22 protein-coding genes are annotated in these 22,369 nt (G+C 63.6%); 5 read left to right on the forward strand and 17 right to left on the reverse strand.

The features are described 5' to 3' along the window. Nucleotide 1: 1 nt before the first annotated feature. From prsR to AC07WS_RS12710, 3 genes are read right to left on the reverse strand one after another with little or no spacing between them, the layout of a single operon-like run. A complete protein-coding gene (gene prsR / locus AC07WS_RS12700) occupies nucleotides 2-1,348 on the reverse strand; it encodes a PEP-CTERM-box response regulator transcription factor (RefSeq protein ID WP_494729424.1) in 1,347 nt (448 codons plus the stop codon). A 16-nt stretch (nucleotides 1,349-1,364) separates the two neighbouring features. Next, complete coding sequence (gene prsK, locus AC07WS_RS12705) at nucleotides 1,365-3,380, reverse strand: XrtA/PEP-CTERM system histidine kinase PrsK (protein WP_494729425.1); 2,016 nt, start codon at nucleotides 3,378-3,380, stop codon at nucleotides 1,365-1,367. Continuing rightward, complete coding sequence (locus AC07WS_RS12710; protein ID WP_494729426.1) at nucleotides 3,380-4,765, reverse strand: TIGR03013 family XrtA/PEP-CTERM system glycosyltransferase; 1,386 nt, start codon at nucleotides 4,763-4,765, stop codon at nucleotides 3,380-3,382. Before AC07WS_RS12710 ends, prsK begins: the two co-directional genes overlap by 1 nt. 184 nt (nucleotides 4,766-4,949) lie before the next feature. Between AC07WS_RS12710 and nadB the strand changes: the two genes are divergently transcribed. Further along, entirely contained in the window at nucleotides 4,950-6,563 is a 1,614-nt protein-coding gene (gene nadB, locus AC07WS_RS12715) for an L-aspartate oxidase (protein ID WP_494729427.1), read from the forward strand. Between the two features lie 9 nt (nucleotides 6,564-6,572). Continuing rightward, complete coding sequence (locus tag AC07WS_RS12720) at nucleotides 6,573-7,109, forward strand: GNAT family N-acetyltransferase (RefSeq protein ID WP_494729428.1); 537 nt, start codon at nucleotides 6,573-6,575, stop codon at nucleotides 7,107-7,109. Nucleotides 7,110-7,146: 37 nt separating this feature from the next. On the opposite strand, the gene AC07WS_RS12725 is transcribed toward AC07WS_RS12720, so the two are convergent. From AC07WS_RS12725 to ldcA, 6 genes are all read right to left on the reverse strand, one after another. Beyond that, entirely contained in the window at nucleotides 7,147-7,929 is a 783-nt protein-coding gene (locus tag AC07WS_RS12725; RefSeq protein ID WP_494729429.1) for a PEP-CTERM sorting domain-containing protein, read from the reverse strand. Nucleotides 7,930-8,055: 126 nt separating this feature from the next. After that, nucleotides 8,056-8,922 carry a carboxylating nicotinate-nucleotide diphosphorylase gene (nadC, locus tag AC07WS_RS12730; protein WP_494729430.1) on the reverse strand — a complete coding sequence of 289 codons (867 nt, stop codon included), beginning with the start codon at nucleotides 8,920-8,922 and terminating at the stop codon, nucleotides 8,056-8,058. Next, a complete protein-coding gene (gene nadA / locus AC07WS_RS12735; protein WP_494729431.1) occupies nucleotides 8,919-10,064 on the reverse strand; it encodes a quinolinate synthase NadA in 1,146 nt (381 codons plus the stop codon). The genes nadC and nadA overlap by 4 nt, the downstream gene beginning before the upstream one ends. Before the next feature lie 92 nt (nucleotides 10,065-10,156). Next, nucleotides 10,157-11,758: an ABC-F family ATPase gene (locus AC07WS_RS12740; RefSeq protein WP_494729432.1), complete on the reverse strand. Its 1,602-nt coding sequence runs from the start codon at nucleotides 11,756-11,758 to the stop codon at nucleotides 10,157-10,159. Between the two features lie 96 nt (nucleotides 11,759-11,854). Further along, entirely contained in the window at nucleotides 11,855-12,127 is a 273-nt protein-coding gene (locus AC07WS_RS12745) for a hypothetical protein (protein WP_494729433.1), read from the reverse strand. Continuing rightward, on the reverse strand, nucleotides 12,124-13,053 hold the full coding sequence (ldcA, locus tag AC07WS_RS12750) for a muramoyltetrapeptide carboxypeptidase (RefSeq protein WP_494729434.1): 930 nt from the start codon (nucleotides 13,051-13,053) through the stop codon (nucleotides 12,124-12,126). The genes AC07WS_RS12745 and ldcA overlap by 4 nt, the downstream gene beginning before the upstream one ends. 214 nt (nucleotides 13,054-13,267) lie before the next feature. Here ldcA and AC07WS_RS12755 point away from each other — a divergent pair, with 214 nt between their 5' ends. Next, nucleotides 13,268-14,005: a PEP-CTERM sorting domain-containing protein gene (locus AC07WS_RS12755; RefSeq protein ID WP_494729435.1), complete on the forward strand. Its 738-nt coding sequence runs from the start codon at nucleotides 13,268-13,270 to the stop codon at nucleotides 14,003-14,005. A 1-nt stretch (nucleotide 14,006) separates the two neighbouring features. Here the strand turns inward: AC07WS_RS12755 and AC07WS_RS12760 are convergent, their stop codons facing one another. The 4 genes from AC07WS_RS12760 to queE form a co-directional block, all read right to left on the reverse strand. Further along, a complete protein-coding gene (locus AC07WS_RS12760) occupies nucleotides 14,007-14,951 on the reverse strand; it encodes an alpha/beta fold hydrolase (protein ID WP_494729436.1) in 945 nt (314 codons plus the stop codon). A 74-nt stretch (nucleotides 14,952-15,025) separates the two neighbouring features. Next, nucleotides 15,026-15,508 (reverse strand): tRNA adenosine(34) deaminase TadA, encoded by a 483-nt coding sequence (tadA, locus tag AC07WS_RS12765; protein ID WP_494729437.1) that lies wholly within the window; start codon nucleotides 15,506-15,508, stop codon nucleotides 15,026-15,028. Continuing rightward, the gene (gene queD / locus AC07WS_RS12770) at nucleotides 15,501-15,947 is read right to left on the reverse strand and encodes a 6-carboxytetrahydropterin synthase QueD (protein ID WP_117015083.1); all 447 of its coding nucleotides are present in this window, start codon (nucleotides 15,945-15,947) and stop codon (nucleotides 15,501-15,503) included. Before queD ends, tadA begins: the two co-directional genes overlap by 8 nt. Nucleotides 15,948-15,949: 2 nt before the next feature. After that, nucleotides 15,950-16,585 (reverse strand): 7-carboxy-7-deazaguanine synthase, encoded by a 636-nt coding sequence (gene queE / locus AC07WS_RS12775; protein ID WP_494729438.1) that lies wholly within the window; start codon nucleotides 16,583-16,585, stop codon nucleotides 15,950-15,952. Nucleotides 16,586-16,729: 144 nt separating this feature from the next. On the opposite strand from queE, the gene AC07WS_RS12780 reads away from it, so the two are divergent. Then, the gene (locus AC07WS_RS12780) at nucleotides 16,730-17,551 is read left to right on the forward strand and encodes a sensor histidine kinase (RefSeq protein WP_494729439.1); all 822 of its coding nucleotides are present in this window, start codon (nucleotides 16,730-16,732) and stop codon (nucleotides 17,549-17,551) included. A 24-nt stretch (nucleotides 17,552-17,575) separates the two neighbouring features. Continuing rightward, a complete protein-coding gene (locus tag AC07WS_RS12785) occupies nucleotides 17,576-18,574 on the forward strand; it encodes a sensor domain-containing diguanylate cyclase (RefSeq protein WP_494729440.1) in 999 nt (332 codons plus the stop codon). Here AC07WS_RS12785 and AC07WS_RS12790 read toward each other — a convergent pair. From AC07WS_RS12790 to AC07WS_RS12805, 4 genes are read right to left on the reverse strand one after another with little or no spacing between them, the layout of a single operon-like run. After that, on the reverse strand, nucleotides 18,556-20,268 hold the full coding sequence (locus tag AC07WS_RS12790; RefSeq protein WP_494729441.1) for a DUF4214 domain-containing protein: 1,713 nt from the start codon (nucleotides 20,266-20,268) through the stop codon (nucleotides 18,556-18,558). The two genes, AC07WS_RS12785 and AC07WS_RS12790, sit on opposite strands and share 19 nt — an antisense overlap. Before the next feature lie 54 nt (nucleotides 20,269-20,322). Then, nucleotides 20,323-20,571, reverse strand: coding sequence for a hypothetical protein (locus AC07WS_RS12795; protein WP_494729442.1), 249 nt, complete (start codon nucleotides 20,569-20,571; stop codon nucleotides 20,323-20,325). Nucleotides 20,572-20,573: 2 nt separating this feature from the next. Next, nucleotides 20,574-21,356 carry a DNA/RNA non-specific endonuclease gene (locus tag AC07WS_RS12800; protein WP_494729443.1) on the reverse strand — a complete coding sequence of 261 codons (783 nt, stop codon included), beginning with the start codon at nucleotides 21,354-21,356 and terminating at the stop codon, nucleotides 20,574-20,576. Between the two features lie 33 nt (nucleotides 21,357-21,389). After that, on the reverse strand, nucleotides 21,390-22,352 hold the full coding sequence (locus tag AC07WS_RS12805) for a helix-turn-helix transcriptional regulator (RefSeq protein ID WP_494729444.1): 963 nt from the start codon (nucleotides 22,350-22,352) through the stop codon (nucleotides 21,390-21,392). Nucleotides 22,353-22,369: the final 17 nt, after the last annotated feature.

The raw sequence follows: 22,369 nt of genomic DNA on the forward strand, positions 1-22,369 counted from the left end.
CTCACTTCAAGCCGTGGTGGTTCATCAGATCGTACAGCGTCGGCCGGCTCACGCCCAGCAGTTCGGCCGCCTTGACGATATTGCCGTCGACCCGCGCCAGGGCCTGCACCATGACTCTGTACTCGGCCGCCTCGCGCGCCTGGCGCAGGTTGACGCTGGGTTCCATGGCTGAACTGTCCTGCAAGCCCAGATCCTGCGGCGTGATCTGCGGACCGTCGGCCATGATGACCGCCCGGCGTATGCAGTTTTCCAATTCACGCACATTGCCCGGCCAGGGATAGGCATCAATCGCCGCCAGCGCCTCGGGACTGAAGTGCAGCGCCGAGCGCGACTCGCTGGCACAAAACTTATTCTTGAAATGATGGGCAAGCAAAGCGCAGTCACCCACGCGCTCGCGCAACGGCGGAATGGTCAACACGATTTCACTGAGGCGATAGAACAGATCTTCACGAAAGCGCCCACTCTCGGACAAGGCTCTCAGGTTCTGATGCGTCGCGCAGACGATGCGCACATCGATGCTGATCTCGCTGCGGCCGCCCACCCGTTCGATCACCCGTTCCTGCAGAAAGCGCAGCAGCTTGGCCTGCAAGGGCATCGCCATGTCGCCGATCTCGTCCAGAAAAAAGGTGCCGCCATGTGCCAACTCCAGCTTGCCGAGCGTCTGCCGCTGGGCGCCGGTAAACGCGCCCTTCTCGTAGCCGAACAGTTCGCTCTCCAGCAGATGCTCGGGAATGGCCGCGCAATTGACGGCGACAAAGCGCTTGTCCTGCCGCGTACTCAGGCGATGCAGGCCGCGCGCCACCAGCTCCTTGCCACTGCCCGAATCCCCCAGCAGCATCACCGACGCCGACGACGGCGCCACCCGTTCCACGCTGCGGCATAGCTTCAGCATGCCGGGATCGCGGCTGATGATGCCGGCCAGCGGCGAATCCGACTGGATTTGCAGCATACGCCGGTTTTCCTGCTGCATCGCGTGCAGATAGAAGGCGCGCGCCACCACCAGCGCCAGCGTGTCGGCGTCGAGCGGCTTTTGGTGGAAATCGTAGGCGCCCATCGCGATGGCCTTGAGCGCATGCTCGCGCGCCTGGTTGCCGGATAAAACGATGACCTTGGTGTCCGGCGCCGCCGCCAGTATCTGCTGAAGCAGAGCCAGCCCTTCGCTGGCGCCGTCGGGATCGGGCGGCAGACCCAGGTCCATGGTGGCCACCGCCGGCTGATGACGACGCAACTGCGCCAGCGCGGATTCGCGGTCGTCCGCCACCACCACCTCGTAGGCGTCCAGGCTCCAGCGCAGCTGCTTTTGCAAGCCTTGATCGTCCTCCACCACCAGCAGTTTGTTCTTTGCCATAGCTGTCCTCCCGAGCTCAGGCCGCCGCCGCATCCGCGTGCAACGGCAAGATCAACCGGAACGTAGTCCCGCGCGACGGGGCGCTGCTCACCTCCAGCCGGCCGCCGATCTCCCGCGCATACTCGCGGCTTTCGAACACGCCTATGCCCATGCCGGCGCTCTTGGTCGATTCAAACGGCTGAAACAAGCGCTCACGGATGAATTGTTCACTCATGCCATGGCCCGTGTCGCTCAGCTCGATCACCGCGGCGGCATCGCGGCGCCACAAACGCATCGTGACCCGCCCGCTGCGCGGCGTTGCCTCCACCGCGTTCTGTATCAAATGGCCGATCACCCGTTCCAGCCGCTGGCGGTTCGCCAGCACCGCCAACCCTGGCTCGCAAGCCTCCAGCACCGGCCGGGGTTCGAGTTGCGCGCACGCCTGGACCAGCTGCGCCAGCAAGGGCTCCAGCTGCAGCGGCGCGGACAGTTCCGCCACCTCGTCGCGACGTAGTTTGAGCAGCAACGACCTCATCTTCCCCAATGTATGGTTCAGCGTCTCCAGCATGTCGTCCTGAAAGGCCGGGTTGGCCTTGTGCCGTTCCGCGTTCGCCAGCAGCAGCGACAGCTGCGAGATCAAGTTTTTCAGGTCATGCACGACAAACGTCGACATCCGGTTGAACGATTCGAACTGCCGCGCCACCGCCAGACTACGCGCGGACTCCTGATGTGCCAGATAGCTGGCGGCTTGCCGCCCCGCGATCTTGAGCACGTCGCGCACCTCCCAGTTCAGCACCAGCTTGGCGCGCGGAGGCGCCAGGCAGATGAAGCCGAACAGGCTGCGCTCCAACATCAGCGGCACCACCAGCCGCACACCCTCGCCGGCGGCCAGCCATGCCGGCAGCTCCAGCCGCCCATAACGCTGCGGCTCGGCGCGCCATTCCGGCAAATCGATCACCCACCCGCGCTGCGTCAGGAACGCGCACAGCGCGCCGTCGGCGGCTGCGATCTCTGTGCTCAGCGGCATATTCCAGCGTGCCACCGCCTCAAAGTCGGCGCCGTCGCGGCGCAGCCACAGCAGCCCGGCCGGGCTCTCCACCAGCTCCGCCAAGGCCTGTATCGCCCGCTGCGGCAGCGTCGCGCCGTCCTCGGCCAACGCGTGCGTGAAGCGCTGCCACTCCTGGCGGTAGTCGTAGCGCCCCTGATAAAAATGCTTGCTGATGAAGACTTTCAGCCGCGAGCGCGCGGTGCCGGAAAACAGCACGCCCGACAGCAACAACGCCGCGCCGAACAGGCAGGCCAGCTGCATCAGCGTCCCCCACACGCCGCCGATGTAGCGCAGATACCAGGCGCTGGCGGCCATCGCCAGCAGGTACGAGGCCGATCCCAGCAACGCCGCCGAACGAAACATGATCTGCCGCGACAGCGCCAGGCCGGCGGTCCACACCGGGTTGCGCGCCACCGCCAGCGCCAACAAGGGCACGCTCAGCGCGTTGACGACACCGCGCGCGGCCCAGATTTCCTCGTTGATGCGGCGAAACAGCAAAGCTTCGCTGTACAGGTAGAAGTCATAGGCGAACAAGGCGCCGATACCCAGGCAGGCAAACTTGATGCCCCAGCGGGAGGCCGGCGGCGTACCGCGGTACAGATGCTCGACCAGCAGCATCCCCAGCACCGACAACCCCAGCCGCACAACGATGGCCGCAGGCGGCCGCAGTTCCGCCGCAGCCAACCAGCTCAGCAAGGCCAGACCGCCGGCAGCAACCAGCCAGCCAAGGCGGCGCGCGCCGCCGCTGGCCAGCACCACCAGCAGCGCCAGCCAGGCGCCTGTGCGCAACGCCTCCAGCGCATCCACGGCCATCAGCAGGCCGGGCCGCCAGGCCGAACCCGCAGCGGCCAACGCAGCCCACAAGGTTGTCGCCACACATGCAGCCCCGAACGCCCCCGCGTGTCCGCGCCCGCGCCAGCCGCCGCGCAGCAACAGGGCCGCCAGCGCCGCATACGCCAGCGCCGCCAGCCCGTAGCTGATACCGGCCACCAGCGTCCAGGCCATCAACGCCCGCCTTTGCCAAACAGTACCACTTGCACCGTGTCGATCAAGATCAGCAGATCGAGGAACAGGCTGTTGTTCTTCACGTAGTACAAGTCGTATTGCAGTTTGCGCTGGGCGTCGTCTACCGAAGCCCCATAGCTGTAGCGCACTTGCGCCAGGCCGGTGATGCCCGGCTTGATGCTGTGCCGCACGTTGTAATAGGCGATCTGGCCGCACAGCTGGTCGACAAAATAGGCGCGCTCCGGGCGCGGGCCGACAAAGCTCATCTCGCCCTTGAACACGTTCAGCATCTGCGGCAACTCATCGATGCGCAGCTTGCGTATCCAGTGGCCGACCGCGGTCACGCGCGGGTCGTTCAGCGCGGCCCACTTCGGCTTGCCGTCCTGCTCGGCATCGCGCCGCATGCTGCGGAACTTCAACACCTTGAAGCGGCGGTTGTCGCGCCCGACCCGCTCCTGCTGATAAAACACCGGGCCGCCATCCTCGATGCGGATAGCCAGCGCCGTCAACAGCATCACCGGCAACGCCGCCACGCAAATGGCCCCGCTGGCCACCAGGTCGAACGCCCGCTTGACGGCCGCGCGCAGCAGGCTCTGGTCGAAGCCGCCGCCGAAGATCAAATAACTCGGCTGCAGCGAATCGACGCGGATCTGGCACGCCTCCCGCTCGAAGAATGTCGCCGCGTCGGTCACCGGCACGCCGCCGAGCGCGCATTCCAGAAGCTGGCGCACGGGAAACGCGCCATTGCGCCGGTCGCCGACCGAGACGACGATCTCGTCGACCGCGTAGCGCCGCGCCAGCGCCAGCAGCGACAAATCGGCCGGCAGCAGCATCGTGGCCGGCACGCAAGAGACCTCGCCCGCCACCGGCACAAAGCCCACCACCTTGAACGCGTGGAAGCCGACGCTGCTGGCGCCCAGCTCCAGGCACTCGCGCGCGGTGGCGCCGTCGCCGATGACGATCAAGCGTTGCTCCAGCATGCTCGACTGCGCCGACGTGAACACCACCAGCCGCGCCAGCAGCACCGCCGCCCCGCCCAGCACGAACACCACGCTGCCCACGTGGCCGAAAGGCGCGCCGGGTAGCATATTCGACAACAAATTCATCAGGCCAAATCCCAGCACGAACGACGGCAGGATGCGCAGCAAGGTGCTCTTGATGTCTTCCCTGGATTGATTATGCTGGTACATGCCCAGCGTGCCCATGCTCAGCACCATCACCAGCGCGAACGCCAGCGCCGGCAGGTACAGCTGGTCGGCGCCGCCATGCCGGCCCTTGAGCCACAACGGCGCGCTGGCCACGGCCGCCGTCAACAGCACCAACAGCTCCAGCAGCAACAGCATGAAGCCCATCTTCGACACGTAGTGGTGGAATATCCTGATCACGATCCGCTCCCCGACACCAAACGGCGGTGTAGTTCCGATCATCGCCAACACCCGGCAGCTGCGTCTTGAGCGGCCACAATCGGCTCGTCGGTTCCGGCCTCGAATCGCAGAAAATCAGCCGGATATGACGCGTTCATGACAAATGGTCTATAGTCATGGTTCTTTACTGCATCCAAACGTAATCATGAAATTTGATGTTGCAATTGTCGGCAGCGGACTGGCCGGCCTGTCGGTCGCCCTCCACCTGGCCGAAACGCGCACAGTCGCGATCATTTCCAAGCGTGCGCTGAAGGATGGCGCCAGCAACTGGGCCCAGGGCGGCATCGCCGCCGTGCTCGATTCCGGCGACAGCCACACCCAGCACATCGACGACACCCTGGTCGCCGGCGGCGGCCTGTGCGACGAGGGCGCGACGCGCTTCATCGTCGAGCACGGCCGCGAGGCGATCGAATGGCTGATCGAACAAGGCGTGCCCTTCACGCGCGACGATACGGCCGAACTGGGCTTCCACCTGACCCGCGAAGGCGGCCACAGCCAACGCCGCATCATCCACGCGGCCGACGCCACCGGCCACGCCGTGCAGGTGACGCTGGAGGAAAAAGTCCGCGCCCATCCGAACATCAGCCTGTTCGAACACCATTGCGCGATCGACCTGATCACCTCCGACAAGCTGCATCCTGTCAAAAAAGGCAACGCCCAGCCCAAGTGCTACGGCCTCTACGTGCAGGACGAGAAGACCGGCCAGGTGCTGACCTTCGCCGCCGAGCACACCGTGATGGCCACCGGCGGCGCCGGCAAGGTCTACCTGTACACCACCAATCCCGACACCGCCAGCGGCGACGGCATCGCCATGGCCTGGCGCGCCGGCTGCCGCGTGTCGAACATGGAATTCATCCAGTTCCACCCGACCTGCCTGTACCATCCGTACGCCAAGTCCTTCCTGATCACCGAGGCGATCCGCGGCGAAGGCGGCCTGCTCAAGCTGCCGCCGGAAGCGGGCGCCGCCGCCGGCACCCGCTTCATGCTGGCCCACGACGAGCGCGCCGAGCTGGCGCCACGCGACGTGGTGGCGCGCGCCATCGACTTCGAGATCAAGAAACGCGGCCTGGACTACGTGCACCTGGACATCAGCCACAAGCCGGCCGAATTCCTGATCGAGCACTTCCCGACCATCTACGCGCGCTGCCTGGAGCTGGGCATCGACATCACCAAGCAGCCGATTCCCATCGTGCCGGCCGCGCACTACACCTGCGGCGGCGTGGTCACCGACCTGCAAGGGCGTACCGACCTGCCCGGCCTGTACGCGGTGGGCGAAACCGCCTGCACCGGCCTGCACGGCGCCAACCGGCTGGCCAGCAACTCGCTGCTCGAATGCGTGGTCATCGGCCGCGCCTGCGCCACCGACATCGCGTCCAAGGACCCCGGCGAAGTGCCCTACCTGCCGGACTGGGACGAAAGCCGCGTCACCGACGCCGACGAGGAAGTGGTCATCGCCCACAACTGGGACGAGCTGCGCCGCTTCATGTGGAATTACGTCGGCATTGTGCGCACCACCAAGCGGCTGGAGCGGGCCCAGCACCGCATCGCGCTGCTAAAGGAAGAAATCGACGAGTACTACCAGAACTTCCGCATCACCCACGACCTGCTGGAGCTGCGCAACCTGGTCGATGTGGCCAACCTGATCGTCAACAGCGCCCTGCAGCGCCACGAGAGCCGCGGCCTGCACTTCAGCCGCGACTATCCCGCGACGCTGCCGAAAGCGCTGCCGAGCATCCTGACGCCGTCCCGCCGCAAATAAGGAGTCCGCTTGATCACCGTGCGCGCCGCTCTGCCAGCCGACATCCCCGCGATGGAGGCGCTGATCGCGCGCTCGGGTATCGAGCTCAGCGACGGTTTCTATTCCAAGGCGCAGGCCGAGGCGGTCACCCGCCACGTGTTCGGCGTGGATAGCCAGCTGGTCGCGGACCAGACTTATTTTCTGATTGAAAAGCACGGAGAACTGGTGGCCTGCGGCGGCTGGAGCAAGCGCAGCACGCTGTTCGGCGCCGACCGCGCCAAACAAGGCGCCGATCCGCTGCTCGATCCGGCCACGGAAGCGGCGCGCATCCGCGCCTTCTTCGTCGATCCGTCGGCGGCCCGCCAGGGACTGGGCCGGCTGCTACTGACGCACTGCAGCGATGCGGCGGCGGCCGGCGGCTTTCATACGCTGGAACTGGCCGCCACCATGCCCGGCGTGCCCTTGTATCTGGCATGCGGCTTTACGGTGGTGGAGCGGTTTGAAATCACACTGCCCGGCGAGATCAAGGTGCCGCTGGCAAAAATGCGCAAGAACCTAGCCGCATAGCGCCGGCCGCCATCGGCCGCCGGCGTCCAGACGCAGCTTAAACCGATTTCTTGCGGCGAGCCATAAAGCCCAGCAGGCCCAGGCCGGCCAGCATCATGCCGTAGGTGGTCGGCTCTGGCACAGGCAGGGTTGCCGAACCAAAACCATCCAGGTAGGCGTAGCCGGCGTGGCCGGTAGGTTGGCAGTCAGCCGCCAGCAGCGACAGCGTGAAGCTGTGGCCGGACAAGGACTGGTCGATGGTCAACTTCTCAATTTGCCAGACCGGGGTGTAGAACAGGTCGCCCTGGATCGCGAAACGGCTATCGACGCCGCCGCCGGTGGCGCCCGCGTTATAGCTACGGCTGATCAACAGAGCACCCGTGGTGTCGTCGGTCAGGGTCAGCTGCATCAATGCCGATTCGTTTTCCACGTGGCCGCCGTTTTCCAGCACGGCCTTCCAGGCAAAATAGATGTTTTCGTCGGTATAGTTGGTGACCTTCTGGCTGATGACGGTCGCCCGGCCGCCCAAGACGGTATCTTCTGCGCGATACGAATAATTGCCGTCGTACACAGTCGAACCCAGGCGCGAACCCAGGCGCGGATCGACGTAGTGGGTGTCGATCACGGCGCCACGGACGCCATCATCCTGATTCAGGCTGCCGCCTGGCAGGAACTGCGAAGGCAATATACTCGAGTTATAGATATTGGAACGATCGCCGCCACCAGTGGTCCAGCCTGCGGTGGTGCCGCTTTCAAAATTGCCGTTGACGAAGCCATCCGCATGCGCCAGGCCGGTGAGCCCCAACATCGCTACAACACCCGCCAAAAATTTCACTTTCATCTAATTCGCTCCTGTAGTTAATGGTGTAAAAATTACAAGGCGAATTATATTGTATTTAAGTCATTTCTAATTAATAATTTTAATGGAATTATATGAATTTTTCTGTCGCAACCGGCGCAGGAATCCCTAGCCGACAATGCGCAAGGAATAATCCGTTGCGCGCACGTCCTTGGTAAGGCTGCCGATGGAGATGCGGTCCACACCGGTTTCGGCGATCGCGCGCACGGTGTCGAAGTTGATGCCGCCGGACGCTTCCAGCAAGGCGCGGCCGGCGTTGAGGCGCACCGCCTCGCGCATCATGTCGAGGCTGAAATTATCGAGCAGGATGGACGCCGCGTCGGCCGCCAGCGCCTCTTCCAGCTCGGCGATGCTTTCCACCTCAACCTGGATCGTCACGCCCTTTTCCAGACGCTTGGCCGCCAGCACCGCGGCGGTGATGCCGCCGGCCGCCGCGATATGGTTTTCCTTGATCAGGATGCCGTCGTACAGCGCCAGCCGCTGATTCTGTCCGCCGCCCACGCGCACCGCGTACTTCTGCGCCAGGCGCAGGCCAGGCATGGTCTTGCGCGTATCGAGGATGGCGGCGCGGGTGCCGGCGATCACATCGACATACTTGCGCGTCGCGCTCGCCACGCCCGACAGCAATTGCAGGAAATTGAGCGCAGCGCGTTCCGCCGTCAGCAGCGCGCGCGCCGGCCCCTGGATCGTGCAGACCAGACTGTCGGCCTTCATCAGATCGCCCTCGGCATACTGCCAGTCGATCTCGATGCCGGCCTGCATGCAGTTCATGATGCCTTCGAACCAGGGCGCGCCGCACAGCACCGCGTCCTCGCGCACGATCACGCGCGCGGTGGCGCGGCCGCCGTCCGGCACCAGCAGGCCGGTCAGGTCGCCGCTGCCCACGTCCTCCAGCAGCGCCGCCAGCAGGTTGCCTTCAAAGGCCGACTTCAGCGCGTCGTCGAAAGGCGCAAAGGTGTTGATTAAGGTACTCATGCCGGCCCGATTCCCGAAAACAGTTTAGCTTCTTTTGCCAGGTCAGCGCCGGGCTGGACCTTGGCCTTCCTGGCGGCCGCGAAGTCCAGCATGCGGTTGATGGACGTCACCGCCTGCTGGCCGATTGCCGGATCGACGTGGATCTCGTTTGCGCTGCTGTTATCCATATTCTCCAGCACGTCGGCCAGGTTCTGCAGGCCGTTCATCGCCATCCACGGGCAGTGCGCGCAGCTCTTGCAGCTGGCGCTGTTGCCGGCGGTCGGCGCCTCGATGAAACGCTTGCCCGGCGCGGCGGCGCGCATCTTGTGCAGGATGCCGTTGTCGGTGGCGACGATGAAGGTATCAGCGTCCGACTCCACGGCAGCGTTGATGATCTGCGTGGTCGAGCCGACCACGTCCGCCAGCGCCACCACATTGGCCGGCGATTCGGGATGCACCAGCACCTTGGCGTTCGGATATTCGGCCTTCAACAGATCGAGTTCGATGCCCTTGAACTCGTCGTGCACCAGGCAGGAACCTTGCCACAGCAGCATGTCGGCGCCGGTCTGCTTCTGGATGTAGGAGCCGAGGTGCTTGTCCGGCGCCCACAGGATCTTCTTGCCCTGCTCGTGCAGGTGCTTGACGATGTCCAGGCCGATCGACGAGGTCACCATCCAGTCGGCGCGCGCCTTGACGGCGGCGCTGGTGTTGGCGTACACCACCACCGTGCGGTCGGGATGGGCGTCGCAGAAGGCGGTGAATTCATCGGCCGGGCAACCCAGGTCCAGCGAACAGGTCGCATCCAGGTCCGGCATCAGGATGCGTTTTTCCGGGCTGAGTATCTTGGCGGTCTCGCCCATGAAGCGCACGCCGGCCACCACCAGCGTCTTGGCCGGATGGTCGCGGCCGAAGCGCGCCATCTCCAGCGAATCGGACACGCAGCCGCCGGTTTCCTCGGCTAGGTCTTGCAGGTCGGCGTCGACGTAGTAGTGGGAAACGAGCACTGCTTGCTTTTCCTTCAACAGGCGCTTGATGCGCTCCTTGAGGGCGATGCGTTGCTCGGGGGACGGTGTCGCTGGCGTACGCGCCCAGGCGTGGGCGGTGCAGCTGGCTCCGTCTTGTGGATGCTCGTACTCGACGGATTTGATCTCTATGGTTTGCATGGTGTTCGGTGACGTGATGCGAGAAACTACACTATCGCACATTGCGGAAATTCGTGCCGGAGCCCGGCCCCGGACACGAAAGCGTTCAATGTTTAGTCGATGCCCTGGCTGGTCAGGTAGTCTTCATAATTGCCGCGGAAATCGACCACTTCATTTTCCTTGATCTCGATGATGCGGTTCGCCAGCGACGACACGAATTCGCGGTCGTGGGAAACGAAGATCAGCGTGCCGGCGTATTTTTCCAGCGCGATGTTGAGCGACTCGATCGATTCCATGTCCATGTGGTTGGTCGGTTCATCGAGCAGCAGCACGTTGTGGCGGCCCAGCATCAGCTTACCGTACATCATGCGGCCCTTCTCGCCGCCGGACAGCACCTTGACCGACTTCTTGACCTCGTCGCCGCCGAACAGCAGGCGGCCCAGGATGGAGCGCACGGCCTGGTCGTCGTCGCCTTCCTTGGTCCAGTGGCCCATCCAGTCGGTCAGCGTCTCGCCGGCCGCGAACTCCTCGGTCGGATCCTGCGGCATGTAGCCGACGTTGGCGTTCTCGGCCCACTTGACCATGCCGTGGTCGGCGTGCAGGCCGGCGATCTCGTCGCCGCCGATGCAGCGCAGCAGCGTGGTCTTGCCGGCACCGTTGGCGCCGATGATGGCGATGCGCTCGCCCGCTTCGACCATGATGCTGAAGTTATTGAACAGCTGGCGGTCGTATTTCTTGGAGATGCTGTCCACCTCGACGGCCAGGCGGTGCAGCTTCTTCTCGCCGTCGAAGCGCACGAACGGATAGGCGCGCGACGACGGCTTGATGTCATCGACCTTGATCTTCTCGATCTGCTTGGCGCGCGAAGTCGCCTGGCGGGCCTTGGACTTGTTGGCGGCGAAACGGCGCACGAAGTCCTGCAGCTCGGCGACCTTTTCCTTGGCCTTGGCGTTGTTGGCCAGCTGCTGGTTGCGGGCCTGGGTCGACGCGAACATGTACTCGTCGTAGTTGCCCGGGTAGATCTTCAGCGTGCCGTAGTCCATGTCGGCCACGTGGGTGCAGACCTGGTTCAGGAAGTGGCGATCGTGGGAAATGATGATCATGGTGGAGTTGCGCTCGTTGAGCACGTCTTCCAGCCAGCGGATGGTGTTGATGTCCAGGTTGTTGGTCGGCTCGTCGAGCAGCAGGATGTCCGGATTCGAGAACAGCGCCTGCGCCAGCAGCACGCGCAGCTTCCAGCCCGGCGACACATTGCTCATCGGTCCCTGGTGCAGGTCAATGCTGACGCCGGCGCCCAGCAGCAGCTCGCCGGCGCGCGACTCGGCGGTGTAGCCGTCGTACTCGGAGACTTTGCCTTCCAGCTCGGCAGCCTTCATGTAGTCGTCGTCGGTGGCTTCGGGATTGGCGTAGATCGCGTCGCGTTCCTGCATCGCCGCCCACATCTCGGTGTGGCCCATCATCACCACGTCCAGCACGCGCATTTCTTCGTAGGCGAACTGATCCTGGCGCAGCTTACCCAGGCGCTCGTTCGTATCCAGCATCACGTTGCCGCCCGACGGTTCCAGATCGCCGCCCAGGATTTTCATGAAGGTGGACTTGCCGCAACCGTTGGCGCCGATCAGGCCATAGCGGTTGCCATCGCCGAATTTGACGGAAATGTTTTCGAACAGCGGCTTGGCGCCGAATTGCATGGTGATGTTAGCTGTAGATAGCACGAATAAAGCCCTTAAAGCGTTGAATTTAGCAGTGATGCTGGATAACCGGGCATTTTACCATTGATGGACCGTTGCCGGGCAACGGTCGAGCCGCCGCTATTTGGACGGCATGCGCAGCGTGGCGAGGTAGGTGATGCTGGTGCCCACGCCGCGGCTTAAAATAAAGTCATTGCCGTTGACGACGCAGCGCACCGAGAAACGTTCCGCGACGATGGCGCATACGCGTTCCCGCTTTTCGCCGCGCTTCAGCAGTTCGGCGATGGCGGCGCGCTGTTCGACCATCTCCTTGGTCGGGTCGCGGGTCGGCTTGGCGGCGCCGGCCAGGGCCGCGCCGCAGGTAAAGGCCAAGATCGCCAGCAGAAATCTCATCGTGACGACAAGGTGGGATAGTCGCTGATCCGCAGATCGAATCCACGCGCGCCCGACACCAGATGCGCCATGCCGCCGTATGGCAGCGTGGCGCGCTCTCTGATGTGGCCGAATGGCAGGCCAGTCAGCACCGGAATCGGCAGCCGCTCGCGCAAATAGGCCAGCATGGTCTCGAAATCGTAACCGTTGTCGAAGGCGCTGAGCTTGTAACCGGAGAAATCGCCCAGCACCAGCGCGCGCTGGCCTTCCAGCGCGCCGGCGTACAGCAGCTGCAGCACCATGCGCTCCACCCGGTAAGGATGCTCGCTGATATCCTCCAGGAACAGGATGCCGTTCGGCTGGGCCGCGAAATACGGCGTGCCCAGCAGGCTGACCATCATCGCCAGATTGCCGCCCCACAGCTTGCCGCTGACGTCGACCAGCGGATTGTCCGAGCCGCCCTCCGCCACCGCCCCGCGCACCGTGTGCACCGGGCCACGCAGGCAATCCCAGAACTGCCGCATCGTGTAATCGACCGGCGTCTCGCGGATGAAATCGTCGCACATCATCGGGCCGGCAAAGCTGATGCGGCCGGTCTGCTTCATCAGCGCCATCTGGAACGCCGTGAAGTCGCTGTAGCCGACGAACAGCTTGCCGCTGTCGGCCATCGCATGAAAGTCGATCATTGGCAGCAGGCGGCTCATGCCGTAAGAGCCCCGCAGCGCGATCACCACCTGCACCTCGGGATCGGCTGCCGCCGCGTTCAGCTGCGCCAGCCGGCCGGCGTCGGTGCCGGCGAAACGCTGGAATTTCTTATCGTCGTCGTAATAGTTGTGAACGAGATGGCCTTGCTGACGCAGGCGTTCGATACCGTTTTGCAGTGCTGCATGGTCGGGCGCGTAACCGCCCGTGGCGGCAATCGCGATGCCGATAGTGGATGTACTCAAAATGTCTCTGTCAGTGATGGCGCCGCTGCCCGCCCGATGCGGCACCAGTGGAGAAGTGTCGATCGCCATCTTACCGCGCAGGGGTTGCTCTAGCAAGTTGGGCCAAGCGAAATAAAAATATCATATTTATAATTTCAATTTAGTAATTATGATACAGTTTATTCGCATTCCCATTGCCGCAAATCCCATATAACTAATCTTGCAAGGAAGGCCCATGTCTATCAAATCCCTAATCGTCGCGACTATTTTCGCATTCACATCGCTGTCAAGCCACGCGCAACTGTGGATTGTGACCGCCAGCGGCACCATAGCAGAAGGTCATGACTATACCGGCGTGTTCGGCACGCCCGGTCAAGATCTGACCGGACTGCATTACACGAATACCTACACCATCGGCATCAATCCCGACAAGTGGTCTGCCAACACCTATCGAAGCCTGGAGCGCATCCCCGGCCTGACCTCGGCTGCGCATGAGTTATCCGGCAACGGACCATGGTTTACGGAGAGAATAACCATCAACGACAAAAACTACTCGTTCGACGGGCCGTCAACTAACGGCTCTTTGTTTTTGATGCACACGGTTGCTCCTCCCTATTGGAATTATGACCTCGGCCATCCCGAGGATGAAGTTGCAATTTGGACGCAAGGTAATTTTTCTCGAGATTCTGCAGTCTCGCTCTACTTCGACTATAACAATGATGAGCGATTTGTCCCAAGTCTGGAGTTCACCCAAGCGGAGATTTCGCTATCGGCACCGGAATCCGCGGGAACGGCAGGCGTGTTTGCCTTCGATACCTATGGGGCTCAGCGGGCTTCCTTTACCGCCTGGAACGAGCGGATGCAATTTACCGTCAATCCGGTTCCGGAGCCCGAGACTGGCGCCATGTTGCTGGCTGGCTTGGCCTTGATCGGTGCTACCGCCCGCCGCCGTCAGCGTCACAGCGCGGGATGATTTAATGATGGGTGCCGCTGCCCGCCCGGTGCGGCGCCAGCGGAGGAAGGTCCGGCAGCACGCTGCCGCGCAGGTGCTGCTCAAGCAAGGCAAGCAGCCGTTCGATCAATTGCGGCGGCAGGTCGTGCCCCATCCCTTCGATCACGTGCAGCCTGGCGTTGGCGATCGAGGCCGCCGTGTCGGCGCCGCAAGCGAGCGGCACCAGCGGATCGGCGGCGCCGTGGATCACCATCGACGGGCAGCCGATCTTGCGCAGCAAAGCCGTGCGATCGCCCGAGGCGACCACGGCCACCATCTGCCGCGCCATGCCGGCCGGGCAGATGTTGCGGTCCAGCGCGCGTTCGATGTTCTCGCGCAGCTGCCGCTCCGGCGTCGGAAACGAGGGGCTGCCGATGATGCGATAAACCTGCACCATGCGATCGACCACGTCGCGCCGGTTGTGCGGAGCAGCCGGTGTGCGCATCAGTGCGTTGCGCGCGGCAGCAGTCGGACCAGGCAGGCCGCGCCGGCCGCTGCTGGACATGATGGAGGTCAGGCTCAAGGTGCGCCTGGCAAAGCGCGCAGCAAAAATCTGCGCGATCATCCCGCCCATCGATACGCCCACCAGATGCGCGCCGGCGATGCCCAGCGCGTCGAGCAGGCCAAGCGCGTCGTCGGCCATGTCGTTGAGCGTGTAGGCAGGCGCCTGCTTCCAGCCCACCAGCGATTTCAGGTAGGCCAGCATCAGATTGGGTTGCTTGCAGTGTTCGAACTTGCTGGACAGGCCGCTGTCGCGGTTATCGTAGCGGATCACGTAGTAGCCCTGCTCCACCAGGCCGTCGACCAGATCCTGCGGCCAGGCGACCAGCTGCATGCCCAGGCCCATGATCAGCAATACCGCCGGGTCCAGCGGATTGCCGCTGGCCTCGTAAGCGATCGTGATGCCGTTTGCTTGTGCGGTAGCCAAGGCGGTCTCCCCAGGACGGTGCGGATAACAGTAGCTTGAGCATACCATTTTTACCGAACCGGGGAAAACCGCCGCTATTCTGAGGTGCCGCGCTTGGCCGCAGCGGCCGCAGCGCGCCGGGCGGCAAAGAAGGATTTCAGCATCGCGCCGCACTCGTCGGCCATGACGCCGCCGGCGATGGCGGTGTGGTGATTGAGCTGCTCCTGTTCGAACAGGTTCACGACCGAGCCGCAGGCCCCGGTCTTGGGATCGGTGGCGCCGTACACCACCTTGGCCAGGCGCGCATGCATCATCGCGCCCGAGCACATCACGCACGGCTCCAGCGTCACGTACAGTTCACAGCCCGGCAGGCGGTAGTTGCCCAGCGCCTCGGCCGCCGCCCGCAGCGCGACGATTTCCGCGTGCGCGGTCGGATCATGCCGGCCGATCGGCTGGTTGTAGCCGCGCGCGATCACCACGCCGTCCTTGACCACGACCGCGCCCACCGGCACCTCGCCCAGATCCCACGCGTGCCGGGCCTGTTCGAGCGCCTGCCGCATAAAATCGTCGTCAGGCATCGGTGATTTCTGCCCAGCAGTTAGGGGTCTCATGCAGGACCAGCTTGTGCAGGTGCAGGCCGGTGCCGTAGCGATCCTTGTAGGCGGCCTTTAATATCTCGAAGGCCACGTGGGCCAGGTTTTCCACGGTCGGGATGCGGTCGATCACCACCGTCTTGTGGCCCGGCAGCGTGGCGAGGAAGTCGCGCACCGCGGCGTCCTTCTCGTAGACGATGAAAGAGTGGTCCCAGACATCGACCAGGTGTTCCTTGGCCAAGGCCTTGATGTCGGAAAAGTCCATGATCATGCCGTTGTCGGAATTGCCCTCGGCCGTGATGATGTTGCCGGTCAGCGTGATTTCCAGCGTGTAGCGGTGGCCATGCAGGTTGCGGCACTGGCTCTTGTGGTCGGGGATGCGGTGGCCGGCGTCGAATTCCAGCTTGCGGGTTATGGTCAGCATGATTAGGGTATCTGTAAAAGTTTATGGGTTTGCAAGCTCAGCTTCCATTTCGGATTGCGCTTGCAAGTTTCGATCGCCAGTTTGATGTTGAACTCGGCCAGCGGGCCATCCATCGCCTGCACGAAGAAATGGTCGAAGTCCAGTTGTTCGTAGGCCGAAAGATCCTGGCCGGTCTGCGGGATCACCACCTTGATTTCGCTGCCCTTGGTCACCACCAGCTTGGAACCCATCTTCGGGCTGACGCAGATCCAGTCCACGCCCTCGGGTACCGGCAAGGTGCCATTGGTTTCAATCGCGATCGTAATGCCGACCGCGTGCATTGCGTCGATCAGCGCGGTATCCAGTTGCAACAGCGGCTCGCCGCCGGTGAACACCACATATTTGCTGGCGGTGTACGTTTCCGGCCACAGCGCGTTGATGGTGGCGGCCAGCGCCTCGGGCGTGGTGAACTTGCCGCCGCCTTCGCCGTCGGTGCCGACAAAGTCGGTGTCGCAAAACTGGCAGACGGCGCTGGCGCGGTCGCTTTCACGTCCGGTCCACAGATTGCAGCCGGAAAAGCGGCAGAACACGGCGGGCCGCCCGGCGTGGGCGCCCTCGCCTTGCAGCGTGTAAAAAATCTCTTTGATGCTGTAAGTCACGGCAGTTCCTGATAGGACAACCCTCAATTATATCCGACGCCACACTTTCCAGTCTAATGCCGAGGAAAGTTGACATTTCACAATGCTACTGCCCGGCAACCACGATATGTTGGTCTGGTGGACGCTACTCGGGGAAGATAAATCATGCGCTACGCTCAGCCGCTCCTGGAAATCGATGTCATCGTCGCCGGTGCAGTGTTGCTTGCCGGCATAGCCCTATTGCTGCTGTGGCGCCAACGCCGGCTGCGGGCCGCGCTGGCGGCCATGGACGCCGCACTGGCCCGCGAACGCAGCCGACGCGAGCTGGCCGACCAGGCGCTGGCCGACACCCGCGCGCAAGTATGCCGCCTGAGCACCAGCCAGCAATCGCTGCGCGACGCCGAGCGCCGCCGCATCGCCCGCGACTTGCACGACGACATGGGCCAGCACCTGCTGGCCATGACCTTCGACGTCGCCAAGCTGGCGCAACAGCACGAAGCCCTGGCCCAGCCGCTGGCCCAGGTGGAGGCGCGCCTGCAGGCCGCCACCCGCTCCCTGCGCACCATTGTGCGCGATTTACGACCGGAGCAGCTGGAAAGCGGACTGCAAGGAGCGGTCCAGCAACAAGTGGAGCAATTCTCACGCCTCAGCGGCATCCCGTGCCGGCTGGAAGCGGAAGTGGCGGCCTTCAGCGCCCCGACCGACGAGCGCATGGACGCCGTGGTGTTCCGCATCCTGCAAGAATCGCTGAGCAACATCGCCCGGCACGCGCAGGCATCCGAAGTGTGCATCGGCCTGTGCAGCGTGGCCGGCAGTCTGAGCCTGACCGTGCGCGACAACGGCATCGGCCTGCCCGACCCGCCGGCGCGGCGCGGTTGCGGCCTGCGCGGCATCGCCCAGCGCGTGGCCGAAGCCGGCGGGCGTTTCGACATTTCCAGCCAGCCCGGCCACGGCACCGCGCTGACCATGTCCTTCCCGATTCAATAAACATACTTACAGCAGGGACCACCCATGTCCACTCAAAAAATCCAGCATCTGATGGAATTCTCGCAAGCCGATATGCAGCACGGCTTCGCGTTGAAACTGATGGAGTTGCTGGTCATTCCGACCTTCGTGATCGATATCCATGGCAAGGTCATCATCTGGAACCGGGCCTGCGAGCGCCTGACCGGGGTCGATGCCTGGGAAGTGCTGGGCACGGCCGACCACTGGAAAAGTTTCTACCACGAACAGCGCCCGACGCTGGCCGACCTGGTCATGCAGGGGCGCGACGCCGACGCCCAGGCCTTGTATCACCAGCACGTCCGGCGCAACGACAACGACAGCGGCCTGCGCGCGGAAAACTGGTGCGACATGCCGCGCGTGGGCCGGCGCCGCTACCTGGCGGCCGACGCCAGCCCCATCTTCGACGCCGACGGCAAGCTGGTGGCGGTGGCCGAAACCCTGCGCGACGTCACCGACGAGAAACGCGCCCAGGTGGCGCTGGAACAGCTGGCCACCCGCGACGGCCTGACCGGCCTGGCCAACCGCCGCTGCTTTGACGATACCCTGCTGGCCGAATGGCAGCGCGCACTGCGCCATGAACAGCCGCTGTCGCTGCTGATGGTCGACGTCGACAACTTCAAGCAATACAACGACGCCTACGGCCACCTGGGCGGCGACGAATGCCTGCAAAGGATAGCTTGCGCGGTGTCGAGCGAGATGCGCGCCAACGACCTGGTGGCGCGCTACGGCGGCGAGGAGTTCGCCGTGATCCTGCCCAACCAGTCGCTGAAAGGCGCGGCCATCGTGGCCGAACGCATCCGCTGCCGCGTCGAACAGTTGCGCTTGCCCAATCTGGGCAGCGCCCAGCACGTGGTGACGGTGAGCATAGGCGCGGCCACTGCGCTGGCGGCGCCGGGCAGCGACCCGAGCCAGCTGGTGGCCACAGCCGATTCGGCGTTGTACCGCGCCAAGCACATGGGCCGAAACCGGATCAGCCTGCCAAACGATCAGCCCACAGGCGTGTAAGGTATGCCGACTGGAATGATGTGGCTGACGTTGGCTATGTATTCGGGCGATTCGGAGAAACCGACCAGCACTTGCGCGCGCGACACGCCGTTATGCAGTGCATCGGTCCAGAACTTGAAACCTGTGGCGAGCGGATCGCGGTGCAGCACATTGTGATACAGCGCCATGACGAAAGTATCGTCGCTGGCATCCACCCCATACAACCGGGTGAACTCGGCGCTGCCGGTGAAGCCGGAAGCAATCGTCACGAGATCGATACCCCGGTCCAGGCCGTCCATCCAAAAACCCATGCCGGACAGGCCGGGCGCCCGGTTGAACATCGCCCCGAACAGGCGATAGATCTGGCCGGCGGCCCCATTGGTGTCGAGCGCCAGGCCGCCGCCGCCGGAAAATTCGATACGCTCAACTCCGAGCAACACGTCGGCGCCGCCAGTACTCGCCAAATTCGCCACGGTGACGGTTGGGCCGTTGACAGCCAGCTGGTAATCGGCCGCCGTACCGGACAACTTCAGCACATCCACACCGGCGCCGCCGATGAACAAGTCCTTGCCGGCGCCGCCAATCAGCACGTCACGTCCGGCGGTGCCGGCGTGCAGCGTGGTATTTGCCAGTTGTAGCGTCACATCGCTGAATTGCAATGCACCGATACCAATCAGCGTGTCCACCCCATCGCCGTTGACGGTGAGCGCATCGGCGCTGCCGCTAAACGTGTAATTGGAAATGGGTTTGCCAAACACCACGACATCGCTACCGCCGCCGCCAGTGATAACGTCATTGCCGGCGCCTTCATACACGGTATCGTTGCCGCTGCCACCAGTGATGGTGTTGCCGCCGCCGTTGGCATAGATGGTCGAGCCACCGCTGCCGGCGATGGCGCCCTCGATCATGACGTTGTAGGCGATCGACACATTGTTATATCCAGGCGCAGTCGAACTGAATGTTCCTGCGTTGAGATTGATGACCGTTTGCGCGGTGCAAGCGCTGAAATCGAAGGTATCGTTGCCGCCCGCGTCCCAGATGCATTGCGGCGGCGCATCCTGCGCAAATCGATACAGGTCGCCGCCTGCATGGTACGACATGTTTGCGCCATACAAATACTGCATCGCCTGGATGTCATACAACATGGGCGTGATACCATACTGGTGAGTGAGGCCATAGCCCGCCCCCGTGTTGTAGGACATCTGGCTGTAGTCGATGTTGTCGGTCGCCGACGGCAGGAAGGGGCCATCAATGTCGCCGCCGGTCGAATTGTAATTGCCGGGGTGTTTTAAGCCGAGCGTGTGTCCCAATTCATGGATAAGCACTGCCGGCCCGAAGGTGCCAGGCGTGAAAACGCTGTTGAAGCTATCGGTATTATTGGTAAACAAATAGGTAGCATCGGTGCCGTTGGGCAAATAGGCGTAGCCGCTACTTTGTGACCCCTGGTCGTTGGTGCCGAGCTGGATATTGCCATTCGACGACACCTCGGTCAATGTAATATTCGCCACAGCCGACCATGTCGCCAGCGCAACGCGCGCCGCTTGCTGCTGCGCCGCCGACATCGGCGCAAAGCCGCGGACATCGTCCGCGCTGCCATCGCCGGGGGCGCTGTCCATGAAACTATAGCTCAGCGACACCGGAGTCTGCGGCCTGCCGGCCCAGCTGCTATACACCAGCGCATCGATTGAATTGTTACCGGTCGTGAAAAAAGTCATGATAAAGCCAAGGGCGGGTCACATTGATTGCGTCATAGTAACATCAGAATTCCGTTAGTCGAATGGATTAGCCACCGTCTGGTTCACGGGCGGCGGCAGTCGCGCGGGCAGTTGTTGCGCTTCCAGCCGCGCCACCACCTCTCCCAGCAACTGATACAGCACGCGCGCATCGGCCAGGCCAGCCTGGTCGGCGGTCAGGTCGACATCGCCGCTGAGGGTGACGCGGTCCAGGCGGTTTTCTATCGACAGCTTGCCGATGTTCAGCACGTCCGACTCGTTGGCATAGGGTAGGAATTTACTCATGATTAGCTCCGGGATTTACGTGGTTTGACCTTCGGCAGACGCAACATCGCCTCCTTTTGATCGGCCGACAGCGACGGCAGCAGATTGATGCCTACCCGCGCCTCCAGTTGCGCCACGCTCAGTGTTTCATATTCCGCGTCGGCGCGGTTTTCGATAAAGAAGGCGGCTCCGGCGCGCTGGCGCGGGCTGTACACCAGCTTGTACAAATGGGTGGGGACCAGCACGTTGCCGGCCTTCTGCAGATTGCCGCCGATAAATGCCGGGCCGGTGATCACATACAGATCGCCTTCCTTCTGCGCCAGCTTGCGCACGGCGCCCTCGATGCCGGCCCACACGTGGCGGTTGTTGTCCGCATCCTGCGGCACCATATTGGCCAGCGTGAAGCTCTCATGCTGGGTTTCGCGATCCGGCATGTCGCCGTTCGGCGCCATGTGGCCGCGGTCGTAACCGCTGCGGGCGTAGTCGGACAGCTCGGCGCGCACACTGGCCGGCAGTTGCGTTTCGGTATGGAAGGTATTCTCGCGCGATAAATTCTTGGCCGCCTCGATATGATCGGCCGTCAAATGCTCCGCCGACCAAAGCGGCGTACGGGTGATCCCCGAGTGCATGACGCCGAACACGCCGTAGCACAGCTCGGTCGTGGCGGCGCTCATCTTGGCATTGCGGATTTCAGGCAGGCGGCCGTCGACATAATGGGCCGGGCAGTTGCCAGCCCAGGCCAGCCCGGCACCCAGCAGGCCGCAAGCGAGCGCAGCCGCTGCGACAGATCGTTGAATCAGAAACATAATTCCTTCGAGTAAATTTAGCGTGGCGGCATTCTAGCGGAGCTCGGCCGCCCGCAACAAGCGCGCGGCAACCGTGCGCAACTCTTCGCGCAGCGCGTCCGGCGCCAGCACCGTGAAGGCGAACGGTACGGCGGCCAGCTGGCGCGCCAGCCAGCCCAGCTCGTCCGACTGGTTGTGCAGCAGCACGCCGTCGGCCGTCTGCTCGAACAGGCCGATGGTGTCGATGAAGGCGCGGCGCGCGGAAGCCAGGTCGGTCTCCAGCAGGATGGTGGCGGAAAACCTGCGCGGCAGCGCAGCGACCGACAGCCGCAAATGCTCCAGCGCATCGAAGCCGGCCGGCAATTGGAAGCCGCCCGGCGCCGGCGCCACCTGCACCACACGGTCCAGGCGGAAGGTGCGGATATCGGCGCGCAGATAGCAGTGGCCGACCGCGTACCAGTAACCGCCGTAATAAGCCAGGCCGTAGGTATCGATAACGCGCTCGGTCTCGGCGCCGCCGGAGCGGTAGCGCAGATGCACGCGCCGGCGCGACTTGGCGGCCAGGCTGAGCGCCGTCAACGCGGCATTGTCCTGCGGCCCGGCCGCCGGCTGAGCAATCGAGCGCAGATCCAGCCGCACCGTCGCGTCGATGGCGTCCACGCGCTGGCGCAAGCCGTCCGGCATGATGCGCCCCAGCTTGGCCTGCGCGCTCGCCACCGCCGGCGCCGCCTCGGCCAGCCCCAGGCCGCGCGCCGCCAGCAAGCCCAGCGACAAGGCCAGCGCCTCGTCGTCGGTGAACATCATCGGCGGCAACTTAAAACCGGGCATCAACGCATAGCCGCCGTAGCGGCCGCGTTCGGCAGTAATCGGAATGCCGATCTGTTCCAGCATGACGATGTAGCGGCGCAAGGTGCGGCCGTCGACGGCAAGCCGGCGGGCCATTTCGGCACCGCTCATGCGGCCATGGGTTTGCAGCAGCTCCAGCACTGCCAGCACGCGGGTGGTTGGATGGTACATGCCGCAAAGATAGCAGG

It is taken from the genome of Duganella sp. GW821-FHT01E12 (genome assembly GCF_059422325.1).